The sequence below is a fragment of the Segatella copri genome (genome assembly GCF_019249765.2).
Classification (GTDB): domain Bacteria; phylum Bacteroidota; class Bacteroidia; order Bacteroidales; family Bacteroidaceae; genus Prevotella; species Prevotella copri_K.
On the sequence record NZ_CP152484.1, the window covers coordinates 3,741,272 to 3,764,575 of the forward strand.

The window sequence follows — 23,304 nt, forward strand, 5'->3', positions numbered from 1 at the left end:
AAAAGAAGAATGAAGAAATTTTTGTTTGCAATGATTGCTTTTGCGGCTGTTTTATCGTTTGCCGCATGCAATGATAGTGAGACTTATAAGGACATGCGCGACAGAGAGCTCGATTCTATCAGCTCTTTCTTGCGTAAGGAAAATATTAAGGTCATCTCCGAGGATGAGTTCAACAGACGTTGGAAAAATAATGAAAAACTGACGGATACAGCAAAGAACAACAACGAATGGGTACTTTTCAACAGTAACGGTATCTACATGCAGGTGATTGACCAGGGATGTGGCGACTATATCAAGAAAGGTACATCGGTAGATGTATTGGTCCGCTTTGATGAGTATAACCTTTCGTATGCTGCTGAAATGAGCGATAAGTGTCTCACGCTTTCAAACAAAGTTCCTGCTTATTCCTATTATATAGATAAGATAAGCGTTACCAATACTTCCGGTACATTCACCGGTTCTTTCGTTGATCCTAAAGCCAGTCTGATGGCCAATACATATAATTCATCCAATTATGGCAGTGTAAGTTCTACCGTGCCTAGCGGTTGGCTCATACCATTCACCTGGATTAAGATAGGCAGACCGAAGACTGATGATGACCGCATCGCTCATGTCCGCCTGCTCGTACCTCACTCTTACGGTACCACATCGGCATCGGGCAGTGTGCAGGCATGTGTCTACGACATGACCCTGCAGAAAGGAAGATAAACATCAATTCAGAAAGATATATTTATGACACTGATTAAGTCAATTTCTGGTATCCGCGGTACTATCGGCGGTCCAGCGGGCGATACTTTGAATCCGCTCGATATCGTAAAGTTCACTTCAGCATACGCTACCTTCATTCGCCGTAGCGGTGCTTCAGAGAGTAATACCATCGTTGTAGGCCGTGATGCACGCATCTCTGGCGAGATGGTAAAGAATGTGGTTTGTGGAACCCTCATGGGTATGGGCTACGATGTGCTGAACATCGGTCTGGCTACTACTCCTACCACCGAACTTGCTGTTACCATGAGTGGTGCCGCCGGCGGTATCATCATCACAGCTTCTCACAACCCACGCCAGTGGAATGCCCTCAAGCTCCTCAACGAGAAGGGTGAGTTCCTCACAGCAGCTAATGGTAACGAGGTGCTGGGTATCGCAGAGAAGGAAGACTTCGACTATGCGGATGTGGATCATCTCGGAAAATATACTGAAGACAATACCTTCAACAAGCGCCATATCGACTCCGTACTTGCTTTGAAGCTCGTAGATGTCGAAGCAATCAAGAATGCCCACTTCAAGGTTTGTGTAGATTCCATCAACTCTGTTGGTGGCGTTATACTTCCAGAGTTGCTCGATGCGCTCGGTGTAGCATATACTTTCCTCAATGGTGAGCCTACAGGCGACTTTGCTCATAATCCGGAGCCATTGGAGAAGAACCTCGGTGGTATCATGGATGAGTTGAAGAAGGGTGGCTACGATATGGGTATCGTTGTAGACCCTGATGTTGACCGTCTGGCTTTCATCTGCGAAGATGGCAAGATGTTTGGCGAAGAGTATACCTTGGTAAGTGTGGCAGATTACGTGTTGAGCAAGACTCCAGGCAATACTGTCAGCAACCTTTCATCTACCCGTGCCCTCCGTGATGTTACAGAGAAGCATGGTGGCAAGTACACCGCAGCTGCTGTAGGCGAGGTGAATGTAACTACCAAGATGAAGGATGTTCACGCTGTTATCGGTGGTGAAGGCAATGGTGGAGTTATCTATCCGGAGAGCCATTACGGTCGTGATGCCCTCGTTGGTATCGCCCTCTTCCTGAGCAGTCTGGCTCACAAGGGCTGCAAGGTGAGCGAGCTCCGTGCCAGCTTCCCTAACTATTTCATCGCCAAGAACCGCATCGACCTGACTCCATCTACCGATGTAGATGCTATCCTCGTGAAGGTTAAGGAGATGTATGGTAAGGAGAAGGATGTCACCGTAACAGATATTGATGGCGTCAAGCTCGATTTCCCTGACAAGTGGGTTCACCTCCGCAAGAGTAATACCGAGCCTATCATCCGCGTATATAGCGAGGCCTCTACCATGGAGCAGGCTGATGAACTGGGCAAGAAGCTCATGCAGGTGGTTTATGATATGCAGTAAGATACTGAATATGAGATCATATAAAGAGATGAAGCAACGTAGATTTTGCTTCATCTCTTTTTTTTTGTGCGCCGATTTCCATCTGCAAAACTTCAGTAATTTGAAGAAAGATAGAGAAAGATTTGGCTTTCTCAGATAAAAATCGTATTTTTGTTGCGAAATTGCAGACAATGAGGCCTCTGAGCCTTTGTTGCAGCAATGAAAAACTTGAACCGTTCCTTATAGGGAGCATAAATGAAATTACAGAATAATGGAATCTATTATAAAGCATTATCAGGTAGCTCATGTCGGGTTTAGCCTTTCTTATCCTGATTCCTCTCAGGAGATGATGGCTGTTTTACTGGAGGCTTATCAGGCGTTTGAATGCGATGAACAGGTCGCATCAGCTGCCCTGACCTCCTTCTCTCTTACCTTGAACGAAAGCGGGGAAGAACTGAGGAAACCTGCCGGTTTCAAGGAGGAATGCAGACAGGATGAGGAGGGACAGCTCATTATCAGTGGTAGTCTGGGAGAGAAGCAGAAGGCGTTCCTGATGGCAATGACTGATATGAAATCGATATTGGTTACAGGTCATGATTATCAGCATTCCTGTCTTCTGGTTCCTGCTGGCACCTTCAGCCAGAAGTCGGCTTTCGGATCCCTCAAGGCAACCGTTGACACCTCGCTGATGCTGCTCTATGCCATGCGTTCGGCTGCCGGAGATACACTCCTGTTTCATTCTTCTACCGTAGTAAAGGATGGAAAGGCTTATCTCTTCCTGGGCAAGAGCGGAACGGGCAAGAGTACGCATTCCGGACTGTGGCTCAAACATATCGAGGGCACCCGACTGCTCAATGATGATAACCCGGTGGTATATATATCGCACGAAGGAACGCCCATGGTGAGTGGCTCGCCTTGGAGCGGAAAGACACCTTGCTATAAGAACGAGGAATATCCGATAGGGGCAATTGTCCAGTTGCGCCAGGCACCAGAGAATAAAATCAGAAAACAGACCGTCATAGAGTCTTATGTGTCTATCAAGACTTCTGTCTCCGGCAAGGCATGGGAGAAGGAAATTGCAGATGGCCAGCATCAAACGATAGAGAAGCTGATCGGGGCTACCCGGCTTTATCAGCTCGACTGTCTGCCTGATGCCGGTGCAGCCCTCCTTTGCTGTCAGACCATCAGTCTGTAAAACCAACCGTCGGGTAAAAACCAATCGTACAATAGAAAGATGAATACATCCGATTCAAAATATAAAGCAATAGCCGCGCTCGAGCAATTCATCCGTGAAGGTCGTCCTGTCAAGTTTCCGGTCAAGGGAACCAGCATGCTTCCCTTTATCGTAGGTGATAGAGATTGCGTAGAATTCTATCCGGTAGAAGGCGAGTTGAAGGTGGGCGATATTGTGATGGCGAGGGTAGAAGAAGGCTATCCGGTGGTGCATCGCATCATCGGGATAGAGTCTGTTGCAGGAGCAGCTTCCCCCGCATCCTTTTCAGCAGATGATTGCCGTATCGTGCTGACGGGCGATGGAAATCTCGGTTTTAAGGAGCATTGCCTGCGCAAGGATGTCATTGCGAAGGCGCATGCTGTCATCTGTCCCGACGGCAGCCGTAAGAGTCTCATCTCGCAGAAAGCGCTCAGAAACTGGCACAGATGGCAGAGGTTGAGGCCTGTGCGTAGGGTCTTGCTTAAAATAATCAAGCTCTATATCCGTTTATCATATAAAAACTAAAAAACAAGATACAATGAAGATCAGGAAAGATTTCAAGCTCCGCGAAATTTGCGGTGAGTATGTGGTAACAGCCGAAGGTATGCAGGCAGTAGACTTTACCAAGTTGATCAGTCTCAATGAAACTGCCGCCTTTCTCTGGAAGGCGGCTGAGAAACAGGGTGAATTTACGGTAGCTTCGTTGGCTCAGGCTCTGTGCGATGAGTATGATGTAGTCATGGCTCAGGCAGAAAAAGACTGTGAGGCGATTATTGCCCAGTGGCAGAAAGAGGGACTGGTATGAGGAAGTATGCACTTTGGTTTTTCCGCCAGATGTCTGCTGTCCGTGGACGTTTGCTGTTGCGCATCATCGCCGGTCTCCTGCAGGTAGCATTAGGTTTGTGGCTCGTCTGGCTGTGTCGCCGGTTCATCGATGTGGTGATCTGGCGTGGCAATGTGCTGCGCGAAACCATCGTGCTTTTTTCTGTCATCGCCCTGCTGATAGCCCTTCGCCAGCTGGTATTCTATCTTTCCGGCATCACCGAGGTAATCCTCCAGAATGATATGCGTAGCCGCCTCTTCCGGTTTGTGCTGGGCAGGAAACTCTATGCCGTTAAGCATCAGGCTGAGGCTGGTTCCGGAAAGCCTGCTTCTGATATGCTTTCCGGCGACATCAGCCAGCGTTTGGAGCGTGATCTCTCATCAGCCTCTTCGGTAGTTACGGATATCCTGCCCACAATCGTAGTCACCCTGGTGCAGCTCTTCGGTGCCTTCTTCCTGATGCGTTCTATCGATTCCATTCTGGCATGGAGCCTTCTAGTACTGACACCGGTGGTTGCAGTCTGTGCCAAGTATCTCGGCAGCCGACTCAAGAAGATGACGCTGGCGATACGCGAGGAGGAGAGCAGCATACAGATGATGATTCAGGAGACGGTAGAACATGAACTCACCATCAAGACCTTGCAGGCAGAGAGCACGGTTTCCGGTAGGGTAGGCAGCATGCAGCAGCGTTTGCATCATCTGGTCCGCCGTAGAATCCGTTTTACGTTGATATCCCGCCTGCTTCTGGCTTTCACCTTCAGTTACGGCTATTTCGGAGCCTTTGTCTATGGTGCCATCCAACTCAAGAACGGGTTGATAACCTTTGGTGTGATGACCGCCTTCCTGCAGTTGGTGGGTCAGATACAGAGTCCTATCATGTCGCTCTTGGGCATGATTCCCCAGCTGATTCATGCATCAGCGAGTGTAGACCGGTTGGTAGAGATTGAAAATACCGAGCAGGAGGAATCTCTGTTGCAGGCAGAAGCTTCTATACCTTTGCAGCGTGCTTGCGGCATCCGTCTTCAGGATGTGAGTTATTCATATCCCGATGAGCGAAAGAAAGTTGTTGTCAGTCATTTCTCTTATGATTTCCGTCCCGCCACATCTGTGGCGATAGTAGGAGAAACCGGTTGTGGCAAGACCACCATCCTGCGTCTCTTGTCGAGTATCATCCAGCCCGATAGCGGAAGGATAGTATTGTATGATGCTCTGGGCAAAGAGACAGAAGGAACCGGCATGCGTTCGCATATCGTGTATATAGAGCAGGGTAATACGCTGATGAGCGGAACCATTCGCGATAATCTTCTTCTTGCCAATCCCGTGGCTACCGATGAGCAGCTTACCGAAGCCCTTCATGTAGCCTGTGCCGATTTCGTTTTCAGTTTGCCGGCAGGTATGAATACGAAGATAGGAGAGCATGCCACCCGTTTGAGTGGCGGTCAGGCACAGCGCATTGCTATAGCCCGCAGTCTTTTGCGCGAAGGTAACATTCTGTTGCTTGATGAAATCAGCTCATCGCTGGATGCCGAAACCGAGAAACTTCTTTTCGACCGCCTCTTTGCTTCGTATGCCGATAAGACTATTATCTGTGTTACGCATAGGAAGGAGGTGGCAGACAGATGCCAGGAGCAGATACGGCTGTGATAATCGGTGGAGCAGGATGCCATCAGGGGCATCGCTGCCACGAGTGTGGTTCCAGCAGCCAGTGCCGGAATCTTTCGATGTTTTTTCTGCTTCATCATTTTGAGTTTTTACTGTTAAAATACTTACTATGAAAAATGGGATGCAAAGATAAGAATAAATATTGGTTTAAATAATCATGCTGTTTTTGGGGGCTATTTCTTGCATTTTTATAGCAGCAGAGATAAGTTATTTTTATTACGCAAGGAAACTTGCAAAATACTCTGTTTCTTTTCATAAAAATAAAGTGCCGAATAGGATAAACCCTATCGGCACTATCTTCAACTCAATTAATTAGAATTCTTTTTGGTATGCTATGGTAACAGTTGAATACTCTGATTCATTCAGATTCATAAAACTGACCATAATACTTGTTTTTTTATCTTTAGAAATAAAATTATGCAAATCGGCAAGGCCTCCATTGTTTTTCCCCTTATAGATGTAATGCTGCTTCATCCATGTTAAAACGCTTTCTTTTTTAACTTGCATAAGCATAGATGTTGCACTGAAGTACTGGCCATTCATTATCATATACATGATGGATGGACTATGAGGGTCATTATCATCATCGCTGGCAAAAGCCAACATGTCTTCATCGCTCTTCACATAGCCTGCTTCCTTCATATAAGCTATGATAGTAGCTTTGTTTGCAGACCAATCAAGAATTGGTTCGATGTATTTACGTCCATTAGGTCCGGAAATAAAATCATAGTAGCTGAACTTACTTGCTGAACCCGTCTTTAGACCTGATGCTGCTGTTCCAGCATGACCAGATACAGAAGCAGCCGAAACGGTATTCTCAGTGGAATTTTCCACTTGCATACCAGAGTCTGCTATGAATCCGCTACCACCATATACATTTCCCATAACATCGCCTAATCCTTTTAAAAGTCCCTTTTTTTCACGAGTTTTGATAGCTGTATCTATACCAGAATTTACAGAAGTGAAAATTTCAACTTCGCCACTATTTACTTTACAAAGAGTTTTTGTATCAGAAACTTCTGTTGCGGTCAATGTTCCAATATTTTTGGCTACTTGCTCTCCTGCTACGTCTTTCATGATGGCAACATCAAACTTCTGTCCCTTTTTAATTCCGTTTGATGCTCCCAGATTAATATAGACGGTCAGAGCTTTATCATCTTTAGCATTGTCAATTAATACAATCTTTCCAACCACAGGAAACACCTTTTCCATCATCTTGGTCATGCTTAACTTTACCATCTTACATGCATCAGCAATCGCATCAGCCTCGCCACTCATGCTATTACCTCTGGTTGTGAACATAAACGAAGTAGAAGATTCCTTTGAATTTGGCTTAATCATGGTAATTACATAGTTTAGGTTTACTTCTGTCAGCGTAAATCTTTCTCCTTTATCTTCTACAGTTTGGCTAGATACGGCTGGTTTTTGAAGATGACCTTTAACCAAAGTATACTGCTTGTCAGTGGCTTTACAGTTTTCTGCATCTAAAACGTTAACTCGCATAGTCTTGACTAATGCTCTAATAACATTTTCCCTTAAAGTTCGTATATCACTGTCAGTATAACCGCCTTCTGCAGTAAACTTCTCAACCAATACGTTAGCTTTCTCTTGTGCATGAGTAAATACCATTACCATGAACAACATAGATATACACAAAATAATTCTTTTCATATAATTTTTTAATGAGTTTAATTATAATTTTTCTCTTCTAATTCCTTCTTCCATATTTCAAGAGCCTGGGAGTCATTCTTCGATTTGAAAATCTTATCCATTTCATCTCTATGTTCTTTCATATTGGCATATGAGAAGTATCTTTGTAAACCCAAAATGCCCAATATAACGAATACGAAGATCCAAAATTCGGCAGAACTCCAAGTTAATATTCCATTTTTAGACCCAAAAGCTCTAAATATAAATGTCATAACAATGGCTAAAATAACTATGGTAGCACATCCAAGACCTACTTTCTTGCGTTTGTTGGTTATGTCGTCAAAATAAAAAGGATCAGTATCCCCACAATTAGGACATATCTGAGCGCTTGAACTGATTTTTTCCTTGCATGTTTTACAGTAAAGAATGTGTCCGTCATTAACTACAGTTGTTCCTTTTGGGTTAGAAGTATCTGAAAGAGTTTCTGTTTCATCCAAAACATGTGTAGGTTCATTGCATATAGGACATACCTTTGCATTTGCAGCAATAGATTCTCCACAGGTAGGACAGGTTTTTGTTTCCTTTAAGGGAGGAGTTTCATCTAACCATTCCCCACAATGTTTGCATTTCTTCGCAATTGCGAGAATTTCTTCGCCACAATAAGGGCATCTCTTTGTTTTTTCCATAATTTTATATTATTATCATTTTCTGCTGCAAAATTAAATGTTTTTTGTGATATATGGATAGAATAAACCCTAATATAGCATAGGATTTTCCCTATACTCATAATGATAGGATATGGATAAGCAAAGCTAAAAAAACTGTTTTCATCGTTTTTCTTAGCTATCTCCAGGGCTTTCTGGCTCATATCGCGTTATGCCTTTTTACTAGCTTCATACTCCCTCATTTCCTGCGGAGTAAACTTGGCTATTTCGGCTTCCTCAAAGAGACGGTCGAAGCCGAAGTCGATCAGCAAGCTGATGTATCTTTCTTCTACCTGTTTCATACGCTATACCATATTATCACTTATTTGTTCCGAGATATTCGGCTTTCTCCTAAGTCTGCTGCAAAGTTAAGACTTTTATTCGTAATAAGCAAGAAAAATGGAAGAAACTTTTATTTTATAAAAACACGAATATTTTGGAAAATCTCTTTTTTTTCAAAGAAAAGTTGTATATTTGCAGAAAACTTTCTGGATGATGGCAAAGTGTAGCTAATCTGATATTTCCAGAAGGTGGCGTAATTAACTCAATATCAAATAAAAAGACCTGAAGAAATGAAAAAGAAAGAAGAAAGGAAAAAATGGAAGGGACTGAAAATGGGGAACCTATTTGTGGGATTCGTTGCTCTGATGATGACCTGTTCTCAAACTGTTCATGCCGAGGAAATCAATTGGCAGAAGGCGGCGGAGATAGCTAAGAGATATGTCACTCTGCCGCAAGATACCGGTATGAAAGCAAAGGAGAAGGGCAGGAAAAATAAGGCTGGTACACCTTATTATATATATAATGATGCGCACGGACAGGGATTCGTTATCGTATCAGGTGATGACCAGATGGGGGAAGTGTTGGGATACAGCAAAGAAGGTTGTCTCGATACGCTCAATGCCAATCCCTGCGTAAAACTGCTGCTTTCGGGATACCGACAGACTTTCGAGGTGCTGAAAGAAGGAAAGGTGAAGGTACAAAGCCATACACGCACCGGACTTTACTCTAAAACCGTAGCGCCGATGCTGAAAAGCAAATGGGGACAGTCGTATCCGTTTAATGCTAAAACAGGATATTATTACAGCGGCTGTGTGGCTACGGCTGTGGCTCAGATGATGTATTATCATCAGTGGCCGGCTCAGGGACAGGGAAAAAACGAATATGTGGTAACCTACTACCAGGACAAGAAAAGTGCGGATTTCAGTCAGTCGCACTACGACTGGACCAACATGTTGCCCGACTACCGCTATCCGGTTCAGGCTACTCCTGCAGAGATTGATGCCGTAGCCTTACTGATGAGCGATGTGGGCGTGGCTTCTTTCATGCAATATACGCCCAGCGCAAGTGGAACCCAGGGAGTCTTCGCCTATCAGGCGCTGCAAAAGCATTTCGATTATTCGGCAGCCTACGTTACGAAAGCTGTAGAAGGACCGGGGAGGTTTGCAGAAATCCTGAGACAGGAACTGCTTAACGGATGTCCGGTTTATCTGGAAGGCAGACCAGCCGGTTCGGCTTCCGGTCATGCCTGGGTAACTGATGGTTTCGATGAAAATGGCCTCTTCCACATGAACTTCGGTTGGGAGGGACAGGGCGATGCCTATTATTCGCTCACCAATCTCAATGTTTCGCAGACCGGAAGTGAGTTTCAGGGCAAACCGCTTGCCTTTAACCGTGCCATTACCGCCATCTTAGCTCATCCCAACAACGGGAAATATCCCGAAATAGAGCGCGGACTGCTGGAAACTTCGCCGCAGCTGATGTTCAACGAGGGTGGTTCTCTCAGCCTGAAAGAGGCGTCGGGAAAGTTATTCGACCCATCACAGCCGGTAACTGTCGAGATGAATTCCTTCGTCAACAGAGGCAAGCCTTTCAGGGGCGACATCGGTGTTGCCGTTTATGATGAAGCGGGGAATCTCAAGCAGGTGGTTTATTCTGATGATCATCAGCAGGGAGGCTTTACGGAAAGACTTTATGGCGGAGAGCAGAAGGGATGGATGGGAACTGATTATCTTATCAATCAGGTTCAGAAAATCAGTCTCAGTCTTGCCGGTCTTGAAAACGGCTATTACCGTATCATCGCTATATGTGCAGCCCGGAAGGATGATGGTTCATGGGATGATTTCCTGCCGATGAAGAAGGCACCTGTTATCGGGGTGGAACTGAAAGACGGTGCCGGCCGCATCTCTGAAATCTGTTCGGAAGATGCCCGCTTCCAACTGATGGGGCAGCCAAGACTTGACGGCAAGGCTGAACAGGGCAGCAAGGTACTTGCCTTCTTCACTATCAAGAACCTCAATGGTGTGCCGCGCGACTGTTACCTGAGAGTGAAACTGCTGGATGAGAACCAGGAGGTTGTGCTGAGTACACGTGTGGACCAGCTGACCGAAATAGATGGTTTCAGCGAGACCGAAATCCCGATTCTCCTTTCCGTTCCTGCCCAGCTTGCTCCGGGATATTATCAGGTGAAACTGGAGATTACTTCGGATGAAGCCGAAACCCAGGATTGTCCGGTCAACGGTATCCACGATCAGGATGCAGCCTATATAGAGGTGGTAAAGGGAGAGGAGAAACCGCTGATGGCAAAAGCTGAAGTCTTTCTGGCTGATGATTCAAACGAGAAGATAGAAACCGGAAGCGTCGATGTATCGAAGGTATCTCTCTTCAAGATGGGTGTTTCGCTGCGTACGACAGAAGACCGCAGTTACGAGGGGCATGTTTCCCTCATCTCTGAAGATGTAGATACAAAGGAAGAAATAGAGGTAAATGGACTCAGCGATGATGTAACTGTCTCATCAGCTTCCGACGTGCCGCTTTACAGTTACTGGCTGCGCAAGAATAATCTGCCTTGGACCGACGGTCATACCTATCTGTTCAGGGTGATGGGCGAAATAGGAGGAAAGAAAGTGGAACTGAAGAATCCGCAGGAACCTACTTATTTTCTCAAGCGAAAGGGCGATATCCTTATTCTCTATCAGGATATAGCTACAGGAATAGAAAATGCTACCAGCCCTGATACTGAAACCGAGATCAGTCGCGAGGGACATCAACTCCTGGTTTCGGGCAAGGACGTGAGAAAGATTAAACTGTATCATGCGGGAGGAAACCTGCTCAGACAGGCATCTGCTACGGATGGAAAAACAGTCAGTCTCTCTTTACAGGGTATCAGACAAGGCGTTTATCTGTTGCGGGTAGAAACCGGTATGCAAAGCAAGACATATAAACTGCTGCTTTAAACGGATGTTCCTGTTTCGGAAACAGAACAGGTTATCCGATATAAGTATAAAAAGAAAGCTCAGGGCTATCTGCCCTGAGCTTTTTTCATTATCATGATTTCAGTATCATTTACTTCTGGCATTCCTTGCAAGGAGTCCAAGGCTTCAACTGCTTGAAGAAGTCGTTGCCCTTATCATCTACGAGGATGAATGCAGGGAAGTCCTCTACGGTAATCTTCCAGATAGCCTCCATACCGAGCTCTGGGTACTCTACGCACTCGATGCTCTTGATAGAACTCTTAGAGAGAACGGCAGCTACACCACCGATAGTACCGAGGTAGAAACCACCATGCTTCTTGCAAGCCTCTGTAACAACATCGCCACGGTTACCCTTGGCAATCATTACAAGGCTAGCGCCATGATCCTGGAACTCATCTACGTATGGGTCCATACGGTTGGCTGTGGTAGGTCCCATAGAGCCACATGGATAACCCTCTGGAGTCTTGGCTGGTCCTGCATAGAGGATAGGGTGGTTCTTGAAGTACTCAGGCATCTCCTCGCCTGCATCCAGACGAGCCTTGAGCTTAGCGTGAGCAATGTCACGAGCCACGATGATGGTACCCTTCAAGTTAACACGGGTGCTTACAGGATACTTGGTCAACTCAGCACGAACTGCGTCGATACCCTTGTCGAGGTCAATCTCGATACCCTTGGTACCCTCACCTGGGTTACGGAGCTCCTCAGGAATCAACTCTGTTGGGTTCTCATCCATCTTCTCCAACCAGATACCGTCCTTGTTGATCTTAGCCTTGATGTTACGGTCGGCAGAGCAGCTTACACCCATACCGATAGGGCAGCTTGCGCCATGACGTGGCAAACGGATCACGCGGATATCGTGAGCGAGATACTTACCGCCGAACTGTGCACCCAAGCCAATCTTGTGAGCCTCTTCGAGGAGCTTGTTCTCCAAGTCGATGTCACGGAAAGCACGACCCGTCTCATCACCTGTTGTAGGCAACTCATCGTAGTACTTGATAGAAGCCAACTTCACGGTGAGGAGGTTCTTCTCAGCTGAAGTACCACCGATAACGAAGGCGATGTGGTAAGGAGGACATGCTGCTGTACCCAGACTCTTCATCTTCTCTACGAGGAATGGGAGCAATGTGCCCTCGTTCTGGATAGTAGCCTTGGTCATTGGGTAGAAGTAGGTCTTGTTGGCAGAGCCACCACCCTTAGCTACCATCACGAAACGGTACTCGTCGCCCTCTGTCGCCTCGATATCAATCTGAGCAGGAAGGTTGCAACGGGTGTTCACCTCATCATACATATTGAGAGGAGCGTTCTGAGAATAGCGGAGGTTGTCCTGTGTGTAGGTGTTGTAAACACCCAGGCTCAGTGCCTCTTCGTCCTCGAAGTCGGTCCATACGCGCTGGCCCTTCTCACCGTGGATGATAGCAGTACCTGTATCCTGGCAGAATGGGAGAATGCCCTTAACGGCAGTCTCTGCATTGCGGAGGAACTGGAGTGCTACGTACTTGTCGTTCTCTGAAGCCTCTGGGTCGCTGAGGATCTTAGCCACCTGGAGGTTGTGCTCACGACGGAGCATGAACTCTACGTCGTGGAAACCCTGCTGTGCCAGCAAAGTAAGAGCTTCCTTAGAAACCTTGAGGATAGTCTTACCCTCGAACTCTGCTGTACTTACGCCTTCCTTAGAGATAAGGCGATACTCTGTCTTGTCCTCTCCAATCTGGAACATTGGAGCATACTTAAAATCTGGAGTTTTTGCCATAATGTTTTTTGTTATTTTAAACTGTTGAAATATTCAAGTCTCATTAATTCTCGTATTCTATTTCCTGGTCGAGGCTGTCGACGAAGTTGCGGAAAACCTCTTCCTCCACATCGCCCATGGCAAATTCTTTCTCAGCATCCTTTCGGATTTCTGCTATCCATGAGCGGCGTGCCTTGATATAATCTTCGTGTATGCGGTTGGCATCTTCGAGTGTGATGTCACTGATGCCGTAGTAATCGCAGATCATCTGGTAGGTCCATGCCCACTGGTAGTCGCGATAGTTGGCATTGATTTCTTCAAACCGGTCGAGCAACTGTTCTATATTCTCGATAGTTCCTTCCTTCACATCCCTAACGATGCCTTCTTCTTCAGAAACCGGGAGTAGGAGTCCCGAAAGATCATCCCAATCGCCCACGCCGACATGGCTGGCTGGAGGGGTGATGGCTGGGTCGCGCTTCAGTACACGCTTCAATACGGCACCCATGTAGATGCGGAGGGCGATATCATAATATTTGATGCCCTTGTGGAGCGATGAAGCCGGTATGATATATTCGTGATAAAGATACTGCGAAACATTATCGCCCGTTACTTCGCGCAGGTTTTCAAGAATCTTCTTACCCTTTAGAATCTCGCCAACAGAATAAGGTGAAAGCCAGTCGAAGTTGACGATGCTCTTGCGGTTCTCCATAGCACGGAGATCACGCTTAGGCCATTTTTTGATATCGCGGTACAGACCTACGGTAGTGATGTTTCTGCCCGGGATGAGGAACATCTTGTCGCCATCGGCAATGAGGTAGGCGAAAGGCAGATTGCGGGTGTTAGGGTGGTGCATCAGCTTGCCGAAGCATACTGAGAAGGAACCCAGAGTGGCTGGCATCAGGAGATAAGCACCGCTGGCTGTCTTGGAACCGCGCTCCAGAATGCCCCAGTGCATAGGTCCCATCTTGTAGGCATGGTTGCTGAAGTTGGTGGCAGAACCGGCGTTATAGAAAGAGAACATGCCTCCGATAAGCAGACTGCTCTTATGATGAGAAGCGGTGAAAGGACCGCAGAAGGCTGCACAAGCCTCGCCATTGCTCATATAGGAGTTGGCGAAGAATACGGAGGCTGATGCGGTAAAGCCGTTAGACAGCTGGCAGGCTTCGCCTACGAAGCAATCCTGTATCTTTACGCTGTTGATGACGCTGGCGCCTTCAGCGATGATGCTGTTTTCTGTAATAACGCCTGTGCCGATATATACGTTGCCATGAACAGAGCCCAATAGCGTACAGTCGCTCAGACGGGAAGCACCGTTCACTTCGCAGTAATCATTGATTACGCAGTTAGTAATCTCCTTGGTATTGATGATCTTCACATTATTGCCAATCTGTCCCCGATCCGGCATCTTGTTGTCGATGTCGGTCTTGATGAGCTGGCGAATCTTCTCCTTCATTTCCTTGTCAGGGAAATGCTTCACCATGAAGGCTGCCAGCTGGCTGTTCAGATCGCTGAAGAGGATTACGTTGCCTTCGCCCACCTCGTTGAGTACGCTCACAAGATTTCCTTCGCCGTAAGTAGCTCCCTCGGTGGTTTCCATGGTCGAGATGTTTGAGATGTAGCAATCATCGCCAATGGTATAGTTGTTGATGAAATTGCCTACGTTTTCTATCAGACAGTCGTCGCCTATGGTTACATTGCGCAAGGTGGCATTGTTGATGCCCGAATGCTTTACGAAGCCCTGGCTCACCTCCACGTTCTTGTTGAAGGATCCGATGTTTATTTCGCCATAGAGCATCACGCGGTGCATGAAGTTGGGCTTGAAATCTTCTGATACATTGACTGAGGTCCAGTCTTCGGCCCAGCAGTCGTTATGTTTAAGCACCTCGATTTCCTCGGTGGTTAAAGGTCTGTAATCATTCATAACTTACTTGTTATTGATATTTATGTTCTTACTCATAATCCTGGTACAGGAAGTCGTTGTATGGATACTTCTGTACGTGCAACTCTCTTACTTTCTTGTAGAGTATCTCGCGGAATTCGTCGATGTTCTCCTTGTTCTTTGCCGAGATGAAGAGGCAGTCCTCATTGAGTTTTGCCATCCAGGTCTTCTTCAGGTCTTCCAGCGGGATGTTCTCTTTCTCCATCGGTGTGAGGTCGTCTTCCTCTTTTTCTACCCATGAGTAGTTGTCTATCTTGTTGAAGATAATCATCGATGGCTTATCGGCGCAATCCAGTTCCTTGAGCGTATTCTCTACTACCTGGATCTGCTCTTCGAAGTCGGGATGTGAGATGTCTACTACGTGCAGAAGAAGGTCGGCCTCGCGTGTCTCGTCAAGGGTACTCTTGAATGAGTCGACCAGGTCGGTTGGCAATTTGCGGATGAATCCTACGGTATCGGCAAGGAGGAACGGCAGGTTGTCTACCACTACCTTGCGTACGGTGGTGTCGAGGGTGGCAAAGAGTTTGTTCTCTGCAAACACCTCGCTCTTGCTGAGCAGATTCATGATGGTAGATTTACCTACGTTGGTATAGCCCACCAGTGCCACGCGCACCATTCTGCCTCTGTTTTTTCGCTGTGTAGTCTTCTGCTTGTCGATTTCTGCCAGTCGCTCTTTGAGGAGACTCATTCTGCCGAGGATGATACGGCGGTCCATCTCGAGCTGGGTCTCACCCGGTCCACGCAGACCAACAGATCCCTTACCGCCACCAGATCCTGAACCACCACCCTGTCGTTCCAGGTGAGTCCAGAGTCTTTGCAGACGAGGGAGCATATAACGATATTGCGCCAACTCTACCTGGGTTTTAGCCGCAGCGGTTTGCGCACGCATGGCGAAGATATCGAGGATGAGTGAGGTGCGGTCCAGAATCTTTACCTGCAGTTCCTGTTCGATGTTACGGATCTGTTTGGCAGAAAGCTCATCATCAAAGATGACCATACCTACTTCTCTATCTTCCTCTTCTTCGTTTTTGATATATTCTTTGATTTCTTCGAGTTTACCCTTACCCACATAGGTGGTCTGGTTAGGAGAAACCACCTTCTGCGTGAATCGCTTTACGGTGACAGCCCCCGCAGTATCGGCAAGAAATTCCAGCTCGTCGAGATATTCTTTTGTCTTGGCTTCGTCCTGTGTCTTGGTAATCAGACCCACGAGTACAGCGGTTTCCGCCTTGACTTCTGATATTACAAATTCTTTCATCTAATTTCTTTATATATATAATAATGTGAAAAGATAGTGCAAAGATAGTGTAAAATACAGAGAAAACAAAATATAGCATCAATATTTTAACTTTTTTATTAATGTGGCAGAAAATATTCAAAAGACACAAAATGCACAGCTGTATTTTAGTCACAACAGCGCACAAAGGGTCTTTTTGGTGCGCAAAAATTGTAAACGTTTACGTGGTTTTTTGCATAAAAAATCGAGATTTATTTGATTTATATCAATATTTGTCTTAATTTTGCACCCAGTAAAGAATTGATTTTCAAAAACGAACAAATCATAACTACATAAAAAACACAAACTGCTGAAACATTCAAAAACTTCAAAGGCCTCGACGTGATGTCGGGGCTTTTTGGTTTCTTCTCATTCAGGAGCGATTTTTGTTGTACGCTACAGTAACAGAAGCTGGAACGTCGGCTATACTGCTGTTGCGTCATAGACAGATAATAATTTCAACCTAACAATAAAATGAAAATGAAGCAAAAAAAATGTGTTGCTGGTATTTTGTTGCTCGGCGCGGTTTGTGCGCAAGCCAACAATTATGAAGTAACATCCCCTGATGGCAGATTGGCGGTCAAGGTGAGTGTGTTGATGGAAAACTGTGTATAATAAATAAAAAAGGGTGGCAGATATCTGAATCTGTCACCCTCTTTATTTTATGTTTCAATCCGTTTTTTCCGCGGATTGGTTATCTGCTGGAATTATTGGTTTTTGAAGACCAATCCATCTGCATCTGTATGATCGATGGTAATTGGTTTCTCTCTGCTAACCTCTTCTGCAAGAATCTTCTTACTCAAGTCGTTTAATACATAATCCTGGATAGCGCGCTTTACAGGACGGGCACCAAACTCAGGGTCGTATCCTACCTTTGCCAGATACTGGATAGCTGCAGGAGTCCAGCGAAGTTCAAAGCCCTGAGGCTCCAACATCTTCTTTACTCGCTTCATCTGAAGTTCTACAACCTCGGCAATCTGCTCCTGGGTCAACGGCTTGAAGGTAATGATATCATCAATACGGTTCAGGAACTCAGGACGGAAGGTCTTGCGCAACATCTCACGGCTTGCGTTGGAAGTCATGATGATGATGGTGTTCTTGAAGTTGACTACACGACCCTTGTTGTCGGTCAACCGGCCATCGTCCAATACCTGCAACAGGGTATTGAAAACATCAGGATGCGCCTTCTCAATCTCATCGAAGAGAACCACACTATATGGTTTGCGGCGTACAGCCTCGGTCAACTGACCACCTTCATCGTAGCCTACATACCCTGGAGGCGCACCGATCAGACGGGTTACGCTAAACTTCTCCTGATATTCACTCATATCAATTCGGGTCATCATCGACTCGTCATTGAACAGATACTCAGCCAGCGCCTTGGCAAGTTCCGTCTTACCTACACCGGTAGTACCGAGGAAGATGAAGCTGGCGATAGGACGCTTAGGATCCTGCAAACCGGCACGGCTGCGGCGAACGGCATCACTTACAGCGGTGATAGCCTCGTCCTGTCCGATGACTCTCTTGTGGAGTTCTTCCTCCAGGTGGAGCAGTTTCTCACGCTCGCTCTGCATCATACGGTTTACTGGTATTCCGGTCCAGCGGCTTACAACTTCAGCGATATCATCAGCTGTAACTTCCTCTCTGACCATCGCTGCGCCACCCTGTGTACTCTTCAGCTGCTCCTGGATCTTTTTGATGTCATCCTCGAGCGCCTTCAGTTTAGAATAGCGGATTTCAGCTACGCGTTCGTAATTGCCTTCGCGCTCCATGCGTTCAGCCTCAAACTTCAGGTTTTCTATCTCCTGCTTATCCTGCTGAATCTTGTTGACGAGTGCTTTTTCGCCTTCCCATTTAGCACGGAAGTCATGCTCCTGATCCTTCAATTCTGCAATTTCCTTATCCAACTGCTGAATCTTAGGTTGGTCATTCTCGCGCTTGATGGCCTCACGCTCAATCTCCAACTGCTTCAAGTGGCGGGTAATCTCATCCAGTTCTTCTGGTACAGAGTCACGCTCCATCCTCAGTTTGGCTGCTGCCTCATCCATCAGGTCGATAGCCTTATCAGGGAGGAATCTGTCAGAGATGTATCTCTCTGATAACTTGACGGCTGCGATGCAGGCATCATCCTGAATACGTACCTTATGATGGTTCTCGTAGCGCTCCTTGATACCACGGAGGATACTGATGGCGTCTACCTCGTCAGGCTCATTGACCATGACGGTCTGGAAACGGCGTTCCAGCGCCTTATCCTTCTCGAAGTACTTCTGATACTCGTTGAGGGTAGTAGCACCGATGGCTCTCAGTTCACCACGAGCCAGGGCTGGCTTCAGAATGTTGGCTGCATCCATGGCACCCTCGCCACCGCCTGCACCTACCAGCGTGTGAATCTCATCGATGAAGAGGATAATCTGGCCGTTGGCGTTGGTTACCTCTTTAATGACGCTCTTCAGACGCTCCTCGAACTCACCCTTATATTTGGCACCGGCTACCAGCGCACCCATATCGAGAGAATAGAGTTGCTTGTTCTTCAGATTCTCCGGTACATCGCCACGCACGATACGCTCGGCAAGACCTTCTACGATGGCAGTCTTACCTGTACCAGGCTCACCTATCAGAATAGGGTTGTTCTTGGTTCTTCGTGACAGAATCTGGAGTACTCTTCTGATTTCCTCATCACGTCCGATAACTGGGTCCAGCTTGCCGCTTCTTGCCTGTTCTACAAGGTTTTTCGCATATTTCTCCAAACTCTGATAGTTATCATCAGCGCTTTGTGATTTTACGTTCTGTCCCTGTCTCAATGCCTGGATGGCAGCGAGCATATCTTTGGCATTTGCACCAGCATCCTTCAGAATACGTGCAGCAGTAGAGTTGCCCTGTACGATAGCCAACAGGATAGGTTCTACGCTAACGAACTCGTCGCCCATTTTCTTGGCGGTATCCTCGGCATTCATCAGTATCTGGTTAGTCTCGTTGCTGAGGTACGGCTGACCGCCGCCCTGCACACGAGGCAGATGTTGCATCTCCTGACGCAAGAGCATGGCGATTTGCTGTCCGTTCATGCCCAACTTCTGGAAGATGTAGTTGGTCACATCGGTAGCCTTTTCAAGGATACCGCTAAGCAGATGCACCGGTTCGATGGTTTGCTGACCATTTCGCTGCGCAATGTTTACGGCTTCCTGTACCGCCTCCTGCGCCTTGATTGTAAATTTGTCGAATGTCATATTAATATCTCCTTTCTTATATTATATATTCATATTTGTGTTATTTGGATGAGCGCCGGAATCTCCTCTTCGGAAACCTCCCGGTGCGTTCCTCCCATCCTTTAGCGAAACTTATGCCTATTCGTTGAAAATCAATGGTTTACTGACAATCTGTCTTGTTTTGGGTAGGTAAAAGATAGAAATAAGAGAAATTCCCGGACAGAATGACAGAAGAAGGCGGTTTGAGTACGGGCTGAAGGCCCAAATGCTCCAGAAGCAGCACGCCCTGAAGACTCAGGTTCCTTTCAGGGCGTGTGGGGCTTACTTGCGAAAGTTCAGTACGCGAAGAAATGATAGAATTAGAATTCGCTCAGATTGCTTATTTCTTGATTTCTCTCAATTATCTTTTAAATATCCTTTAAATAATGCTATTTTATGGGGGGAAATGTTGTGTAATCAAAATAATCTTCGTACCTTTGCACCATCATAAATTATAATTTATAAGTTCAATGGCTGAAACAAAGAAAATCAAGACAGCGTTGGTGTCTGTCTTCCACAAGGATGGCTTGGACGAATTGCTCGCCAAGTTGAATGAAGAGGGTGTAAAATTCCTGAGTACTGGTGGTACCCAGAAGTTTATCGAATCTTTGGGTTATGAATGCGAGAAAGTTGAGGAGGTCACTACCTATCCATCTATCTTGGGTGGTCGCGTAAAGACTCTTCATCCTAAAATATTTGGAGGCATCTTGGCTCGCCGTGACAACGAGGGTGACCAGGAGCAGATGAAGGAATACGAAATCCCTTCTATCGATCTCGTCATCGTAGACTTGTATCCTTTCGAACAGACTGTAGCTAGCGGCGCTAGCGATGCTGATATCATCGAGAAAATCGATATTGGCGGTATCTCTTTGATCCGTGCAGGTGCCAAAAACTTCAAGGACGTGGTGATCGTTCCTAGCAAGGCAGAATACGGCGTTTTGCTCGATATCCTGAAGAAGAAGGGTGCTGAGACAGATATCGAAGACCGCAAGATGTTTGCAGAGCGTGCATTCGGTGTAAGCTCTCACTACGATACTGCAATCCATGCTTGGTTTGCTAAGTAAACTCTCGGAAAAATAAAGTAGTTAAGGAGTTAAGAAGTGGAAGAAGTCAGGACAGGTGTCTGCGGGGATTCCATCCCTGGTATATGACAGACTGTTGCCGTGGCTTCTATGCTCCTTTAACTCCTTAACTCCTTAAATAAAAAGAAAATTTTAAGCTTAAAATAATTTAGAAACGAAATGGGATTTTTTTCATTTATTCAGGAAATCGCAATGGACTTGGGTACAGCCAATACCATCATTATCAGTGATGATAAGATTGTAGTGGATGAACCTTCTGTTGTAGCCCTTGATCGCCGCACCGACAAGATGATTGCTGTGGGCGAGAAGGCTAAGATGATGTACGAGAAGACTCATGATAATATCCGTACTATCAGACCGTTGCGTGATGGCGTGATTGCCGACTTTACTGCCTGTGAGCAGATGATGCGTGGATTGATTAAGATGGTTCATACTGGTAGCCGTCTCTTCTCTCCTTCACTCCGTATGGTTATCGGTGTACCTTCTGGTTCTACCGAGGTTGAGCTTCGTGCTGTGCGCGACTCTGCCGAGCATGCCGACGGACGTGATGTATATTTGATTTTTGAGCCAATGGCTGCCGCTATCGGTATCGGTATCGATGTTGAGGCTCCAGAGGGTAATATGATTGTTGATATAGGTGGTGGTTCTACTGAAATCGCTGTCATCTCATTGGGTGGTATCGTATCGAACAACTCAATCCGTACAGCCGGTGACGACCTTACTGCCGATATTCAGGAATATATGAGCCGTCAGCACAACGTGAAGGTTTCTGAGCGTATGGCTGAGCGTATCAAGATTCATGTGGGTTCAGCTCTGACCGATCTGGGTGATGAGGCTCCAGAAGATTTCATCGTACATGGTCCTAACCGTATTACAGCGTTGCCTATGGAGGTACCTGTATGCTACCAGGAGATTGCTCACTGTCTGGATAAGACCGTGGCAAAGATTGAGAACGCTGTGCTCTCAGCATTGGAGAACACACCTCCTGAGCTCTATGCCGATATCGTGAAGAATGGTATCTGGCTCTCTGGTGGTGGTGCTTTGCTCCGCGGTCTCGACAAGCGTTTGCAGGATAAGATCAATATCCCATTCCACATCGCAGAAGATCCATTGCACAGTGTTGCCAAGGGTGCTGGTATTGCGTTGAAGAATGTAGACCGATTCTCATTCTTGATGAGATAATCAGAACTTATTCTAATAGTAAGAATAAAGTATGCGCAACCTTTTAGAGTTTTTAGCGAAATACAACCATTGGTTTGTCTTCCTGATTCTTGAGGTGGTGAGTATGGTGCTGTTGTTTCAGTATAACAGCTATCAGGGCAGTGCCTGGTTCTCCTCGGCTAATGCCGTAACGGGTAAGTTGTATGAATGGGATGCGAATGTAGAAACATTCTTCTCACTTACCAAGGTGAACCAGGAACTGACACAGCGCAATGCATATCTCGAACAGGAGGTGCAGAAACTTTCCGACAGTCTCGTGAGCGTGACCAAGGATAGCAGCATCTACCATCGTGACCAGTTTGCATTGCTGAGAAACTATCGTCTGATTCCGGCTAAGGTAGTGGCGAATAGTGTCGATAAACCCGGCAACCTGATGACAATTGACAAGGGTAGCGCGGATGGCATCCACAAGGATATGGGTGTAATCAGCGGTACGGGTGTTGTGGGTATCGTGTATCTGGTGGCAGAACATTACGCTATCGTGATTCCGGTATTGAACACGAAGTCGAACATCAGTTGTATGATTCAGAATAGAGGCTATTTTGGCTATCTGCGCTGGAAGGGTGGTGTGTCTGACCTTGCCTATCTGGAAGAGGTGCCACGTCATGCTCACTTTAAATTGGGTGACTATGTGGTAACGAGTGGCTATTCTGCTGTATTCCCTCCTGGAGTGAGAGTAGGCAGAATATTGCACGTGTTCAACTCCGCCGATGGACTGTCGTATCGCGTACAACTTCGCCTCTCTACCGATTTCGCCCGTCTGCGTGATGTATGTGTAATTGATGATGCCGCCATGAAAGAGCGGTTGGAGATTATGCGTGCAGCACAGGATAGCATCGCAACAAATGGAGACAATAATCAATAATGACGTATAGTAAGAGGATATAAAAAGCAATGAGTATAGATTTAGTGAAAAGACTAGCTACCTTTGTGGTGCTCGTGCTGGTACAGGGATTGGTGTTTAATCATATTCATCTATTCAATTGTGCCACCCCCTTGCTGTATATCATTATGGTACTGCATTTCCGCCGCAACCATCCTAAATGGGCGGTGTTATTGTGGTGCTTTATGATGGGGCTTTGTGTGGACGTATTTGCCAATACGCCAGGTGTTGCAGCAGCTTCGATGACTGCCGTAGGACTGCTACAACCTTATTTGTTTGAACTTTTCGTACCGCGTGACAGCGCCGACGATCTGGAACCGTCCATGCGTTCTATCGGCGTAGGTGCATATTGCTGGTACGTATTCTTCATCATTCTCGTTTATAATCTATTGTTCTTTACACTCGAAACATTCAATTTCTTTAATTGGGTTCACTGGTTGGAATGTATAGGCGGAAGTACGGTCATCACTTATATATTGGTGATGGCGACAGAAAGTTTCAGAAAGTAAGATTCCGGATAAGTG

19 protein-coding genes are annotated in these 23,304 nt (G+C 46.4%); 12 read left to right on the plus strand and 7 right to left on the minus strand.

What is annotated here, in order from left to right:
- Positions 1 to 9: 9 nt before the first annotated feature.
- The 6 genes from KUA46_RS15730 (at position 10) to KUA46_RS15755 (ending at position 5,782) form a co-directional block, all read left to right on the plus strand.
- Entirely contained in the window at positions 10 to 708 is a 699-nt protein-coding gene (locus KUA46_RS15730; RefSeq protein ID WP_217326952.1) for a DUF4827 domain-containing protein, read from the plus strand.
- 24 nt (positions 709 to 732) lie between these two features.
- Positions 733 to 2,124, plus strand: coding sequence for a phosphoglucosamine mutase (gene glmM, locus KUA46_RS15735; RefSeq protein WP_117727824.1), 1,392 nt, complete (start codon positions 733 to 735; stop codon positions 2,122 to 2,124).
- Between the two features lie 250 nt (positions 2,125 to 2,374).
- Positions 2,375 to 3,298, plus strand: a complete 924-nt coding sequence (locus KUA46_RS15740; protein WP_218487580.1) for a hypothetical protein — start codon at positions 2,375 to 2,377, stop codon at positions 3,296 to 3,298.
- Positions 3,299 to 3,337: 39 nt separating this feature from the next.
- Positions 3,338 to 3,841, plus strand: a complete 504-nt coding sequence (locus tag KUA46_RS15745) for a S24/S26 family peptidase (protein WP_153118317.1) — start codon at positions 3,338 to 3,340, stop codon at positions 3,839 to 3,841.
- A gap of 13 nt (positions 3,842 to 3,854) precedes the next feature.
- Positions 3,855 to 4,121 (plus strand): PqqD family peptide modification chaperone, encoded by a 267-nt coding sequence (locus KUA46_RS15750; protein ID WP_153118316.1) that lies wholly within the window; start codon positions 3,855 to 3,857, stop codon positions 4,119 to 4,121.
- Complete coding sequence (locus KUA46_RS15755; RefSeq protein ID WP_153118315.1) at positions 4,118 to 5,782, plus strand: ABC transporter ATP-binding protein; 1,665 nt, start codon at positions 4,118 to 4,120, stop codon at positions 5,780 to 5,782. The genes KUA46_RS15750 and KUA46_RS15755 overlap by 4 nt, the downstream gene beginning before the upstream one ends.
- A gap of 330 nt (positions 5,783 to 6,112) precedes the next feature.
- Here KUA46_RS15755 and KUA46_RS15760 read toward each other — a convergent pair whose 3' ends face one another.
- The 3 genes from KUA46_RS15760 to KUA46_RS15770 all read right to left on the minus strand — a co-directional run bounded on the left by KUA46_RS15760 (position 6,113) and on the right by KUA46_RS15770 (position 8,456).
- Positions 6,113 to 7,471, minus strand: a complete 1,359-nt coding sequence (locus KUA46_RS15760; protein ID WP_153118314.1) for a hypothetical protein — start codon at positions 7,469 to 7,471, stop codon at positions 6,113 to 6,115.
- Between the two features lie 17 nt (positions 7,472 to 7,488).
- Positions 7,489 to 8,136: a double zinc ribbon domain-containing protein gene (locus tag KUA46_RS15765; protein ID WP_194252947.1), complete on the minus strand. Its 648-nt coding sequence runs from the start codon at positions 8,134 to 8,136 to the stop codon at positions 7,489 to 7,491.
- Between the two features lie 188 nt (positions 8,137 to 8,324).
- Positions 8,325 to 8,456 carry a hypothetical protein gene (locus tag KUA46_RS15770; RefSeq protein WP_256625076.1) on the minus strand — a complete coding sequence of 44 codons (132 nt, stop codon included), beginning with the start codon at positions 8,454 to 8,456 and terminating at the stop codon, positions 8,325 to 8,327.
- 270 nt (positions 8,457 to 8,726) lie between these two features.
- Here KUA46_RS15770 and KUA46_RS15775 point away from each other — a divergent pair, with 270 nt between their 5' ends.
- Complete coding sequence (locus tag KUA46_RS15775; RefSeq protein WP_218487579.1) at positions 8,727 to 11,390, plus strand: thiol protease/hemagglutinin PrtT; 2,664 nt, start codon at positions 8,727 to 8,729, stop codon at positions 11,388 to 11,390.
- A 109-nt stretch (positions 11,391 to 11,499) separates the two neighbouring features.
- Here the strand turns inward: KUA46_RS15775 and KUA46_RS15780 are convergent, their stop codons facing one another.
- The 3 genes from KUA46_RS15780 to hflX are packed head-to-tail and all read right to left on the minus strand — an operon-like array spanning position 11,500 to position 16,334.
- Positions 11,500 to 13,158, minus strand: a complete 1,659-nt coding sequence (locus tag KUA46_RS15780; RefSeq protein WP_022120419.1) for a fumarate hydratase — start codon at positions 13,156 to 13,158, stop codon at positions 11,500 to 11,502.
- Between the two features lie 43 nt (positions 13,159 to 13,201).
- Positions 13,202 to 15,058 carry a DUF4954 family protein gene (locus KUA46_RS15785; protein WP_117587997.1) on the minus strand — a complete coding sequence of 619 codons (1,857 nt, stop codon included), beginning with the start codon at positions 15,056 to 15,058 and terminating at the stop codon, positions 13,202 to 13,204.
- Between the two features lie 28 nt (positions 15,059 to 15,086).
- The gene (gene hflX, locus KUA46_RS15790) at positions 15,087 to 16,334 is read right to left on the minus strand and encodes a GTPase HflX (RefSeq protein WP_022120421.1); all 1,248 of its coding nucleotides are present in this window, start codon (positions 16,332 to 16,334) and stop codon (positions 15,087 to 15,089) included.
- A 492-nt stretch (positions 16,335 to 16,826) separates the two neighbouring features.
- Here hflX and KUA46_RS15795 point away from each other — a divergent pair, with 492 nt between their 5' ends.
- Entirely contained in the window at positions 16,827 to 16,967 is a 141-nt protein-coding gene (locus KUA46_RS15795; RefSeq protein ID WP_434725804.1) for a hypothetical protein, read from the plus strand.
- A 92-nt stretch (positions 16,968 to 17,059) separates the two neighbouring features.
- Here the strand turns inward: KUA46_RS15795 and clpB are convergent, their stop codons facing one another.
- Positions 17,060 to 19,576: an ATP-dependent chaperone ClpB gene (clpB, locus tag KUA46_RS15800; RefSeq protein WP_022120423.1), complete on the minus strand. Its 2,517-nt coding sequence runs from the start codon at positions 19,574 to 19,576 to the stop codon at positions 17,060 to 17,062.
- A gap of 488 nt (positions 19,577 to 20,064) precedes the next feature.
- On the opposite strand from clpB, the gene KUA46_RS15805 reads away from it, so the two are divergent.
- From KUA46_RS15805 to mreD, 4 genes are all read left to right on the plus strand, one after another.
- Positions 20,065 to 20,658: a phosphoribosylaminoimidazolecarboxamide formyltransferase/IMP cyclohydrolase gene (locus KUA46_RS15805; protein WP_006847876.1), complete on the plus strand. Its 594-nt coding sequence runs from the start codon at positions 20,065 to 20,067 to the stop codon at positions 20,656 to 20,658.
- A gap of 177 nt (positions 20,659 to 20,835) precedes the next feature.
- Entirely contained in the window at positions 20,836 to 21,858 is a 1,023-nt protein-coding gene (locus KUA46_RS15810; protein ID WP_006847875.1) for a rod shape-determining protein, read from the plus strand.
- 31 nt (positions 21,859 to 21,889) lie between these two features.
- Positions 21,890 to 22,762 (plus strand): rod shape-determining protein MreC, encoded by an 873-nt coding sequence (gene mreC / locus KUA46_RS15815; RefSeq protein ID WP_022120424.1) that lies wholly within the window; start codon positions 21,890 to 21,892, stop codon positions 22,760 to 22,762.
- A gap of 29 nt (positions 22,763 to 22,791) precedes the next feature.
- Positions 22,792 to 23,289 carry a rod shape-determining protein MreD gene (mreD, locus tag KUA46_RS15820; protein WP_022120425.1) on the plus strand — a complete coding sequence of 166 codons (498 nt, stop codon included), beginning with the start codon at positions 22,792 to 22,794 and terminating at the stop codon, positions 23,287 to 23,289.
- Positions 23,290 to 23,304: the final 15 nt, after the last annotated feature.

Excerpts from the sequence above, each read along its gene's own strand:
- KUA46_RS15730 (WP_217326952.1), top strand. The coding sequence starts at position 10 with ATGAAGAAATTTTTGTTTGCAATGATTGCTTTTGCGGCTGTTTTATCG.
- glmM (WP_117727824.1), top strand. The coding sequence starts at position 733 with ATGACACTGATTAAGTCAATTTCTGGTATCCGCGGTACTATCGGCGGT.
- KUA46_RS15740 (WP_218487580.1), top strand. The coding sequence starts at position 2,375 with ATGGAATCTATTATAAAGCATTATCAGGTAGCTCATGTCGGGTTTAGC.
- KUA46_RS15745 (WP_153118317.1), top strand. The coding sequence starts at position 3,338 with ATGAATACATCCGATTCAAAATATAAAGCAATAGCCGCGCTCGAGCAA.
- KUA46_RS15750 (WP_153118316.1), top strand. The coding sequence starts at position 3,855 with ATGAAGATCAGGAAAGATTTCAAGCTCCGCGAAATTTGCGGTGAGTAT.
- KUA46_RS15755 (WP_153118315.1), top strand. The coding sequence starts at position 4,118 with ATGAGGAAGTATGCACTTTGGTTTTTCCGCCAGATGTCTGCTGTCCGT.
- KUA46_RS15760 (WP_153118314.1), bottom strand. The coding sequence starts at position 7,471 with ATGAAAAGAATTATTTTGTGTATATCTATGTTGTTCATGGTAATGGTA.
- KUA46_RS15765 (WP_194252947.1), bottom strand. The coding sequence starts at position 8,136 with ATGGAAAAAACAAAGAGATGCCCTTATTGTGGCGAAGAAATTCTCGCA.
- KUA46_RS15770 (WP_256625076.1), bottom strand. The coding sequence starts at position 8,456 with ATGAAACAGGTAGAAGAAAGATACATCAGCTTGCTGATCGACTTCGGC.
- KUA46_RS15775 (WP_218487579.1), top strand. The coding sequence starts at position 8,727 with ATGAAAAAGAAAGAAGAAAGGAAAAAATGGAAGGGACTGAAAATGGGG.
- KUA46_RS15780 (WP_022120419.1), bottom strand. The coding sequence starts at position 13,158 with ATGGCAAAAACTCCAGATTTTAAGTATGCTCCAATGTTCCAGATTGGA.
- KUA46_RS15785 (WP_117587997.1), bottom strand. The coding sequence starts at position 15,058 with ATGAATGATTACAGACCTTTAACCACCGAGGAAATCGAGGTGCTTAAA.
- hflX (WP_022120421.1), bottom strand. The coding sequence starts at position 16,334 with ATGAAAGAATTTGTAATATCAGAAGTCAAGGCGGAAACCGCTGTACTC.
- KUA46_RS15795 (WP_434725804.1), top strand. The coding sequence starts at position 16,827 with ATGAAAATGAAGCAAAAAAAATGTGTTGCTGGTATTTTGTTGCTCGGC.
- clpB (WP_022120423.1), bottom strand. The coding sequence starts at position 19,576 with ATGACATTCGACAAATTTACAATCAAGGCGCAGGAGGCGGTACAGGAA.
- KUA46_RS15805 (WP_006847876.1), top strand. The coding sequence starts at position 20,065 with ATGGCTGAAACAAAGAAAATCAAGACAGCGTTGGTGTCTGTCTTCCAC.
- KUA46_RS15810 (WP_006847875.1), top strand. The coding sequence starts at position 20,836 with ATGGGATTTTTTTCATTTATTCAGGAAATCGCAATGGACTTGGGTACA.
- mreC (WP_022120424.1), top strand. The coding sequence starts at position 21,890 with ATGCGCAACCTTTTAGAGTTTTTAGCGAAATACAACCATTGGTTTGTC.
- mreD (WP_022120425.1), top strand. The coding sequence starts at position 22,792 with ATGAGTATAGATTTAGTGAAAAGACTAGCTACCTTTGTGGTGCTCGTG.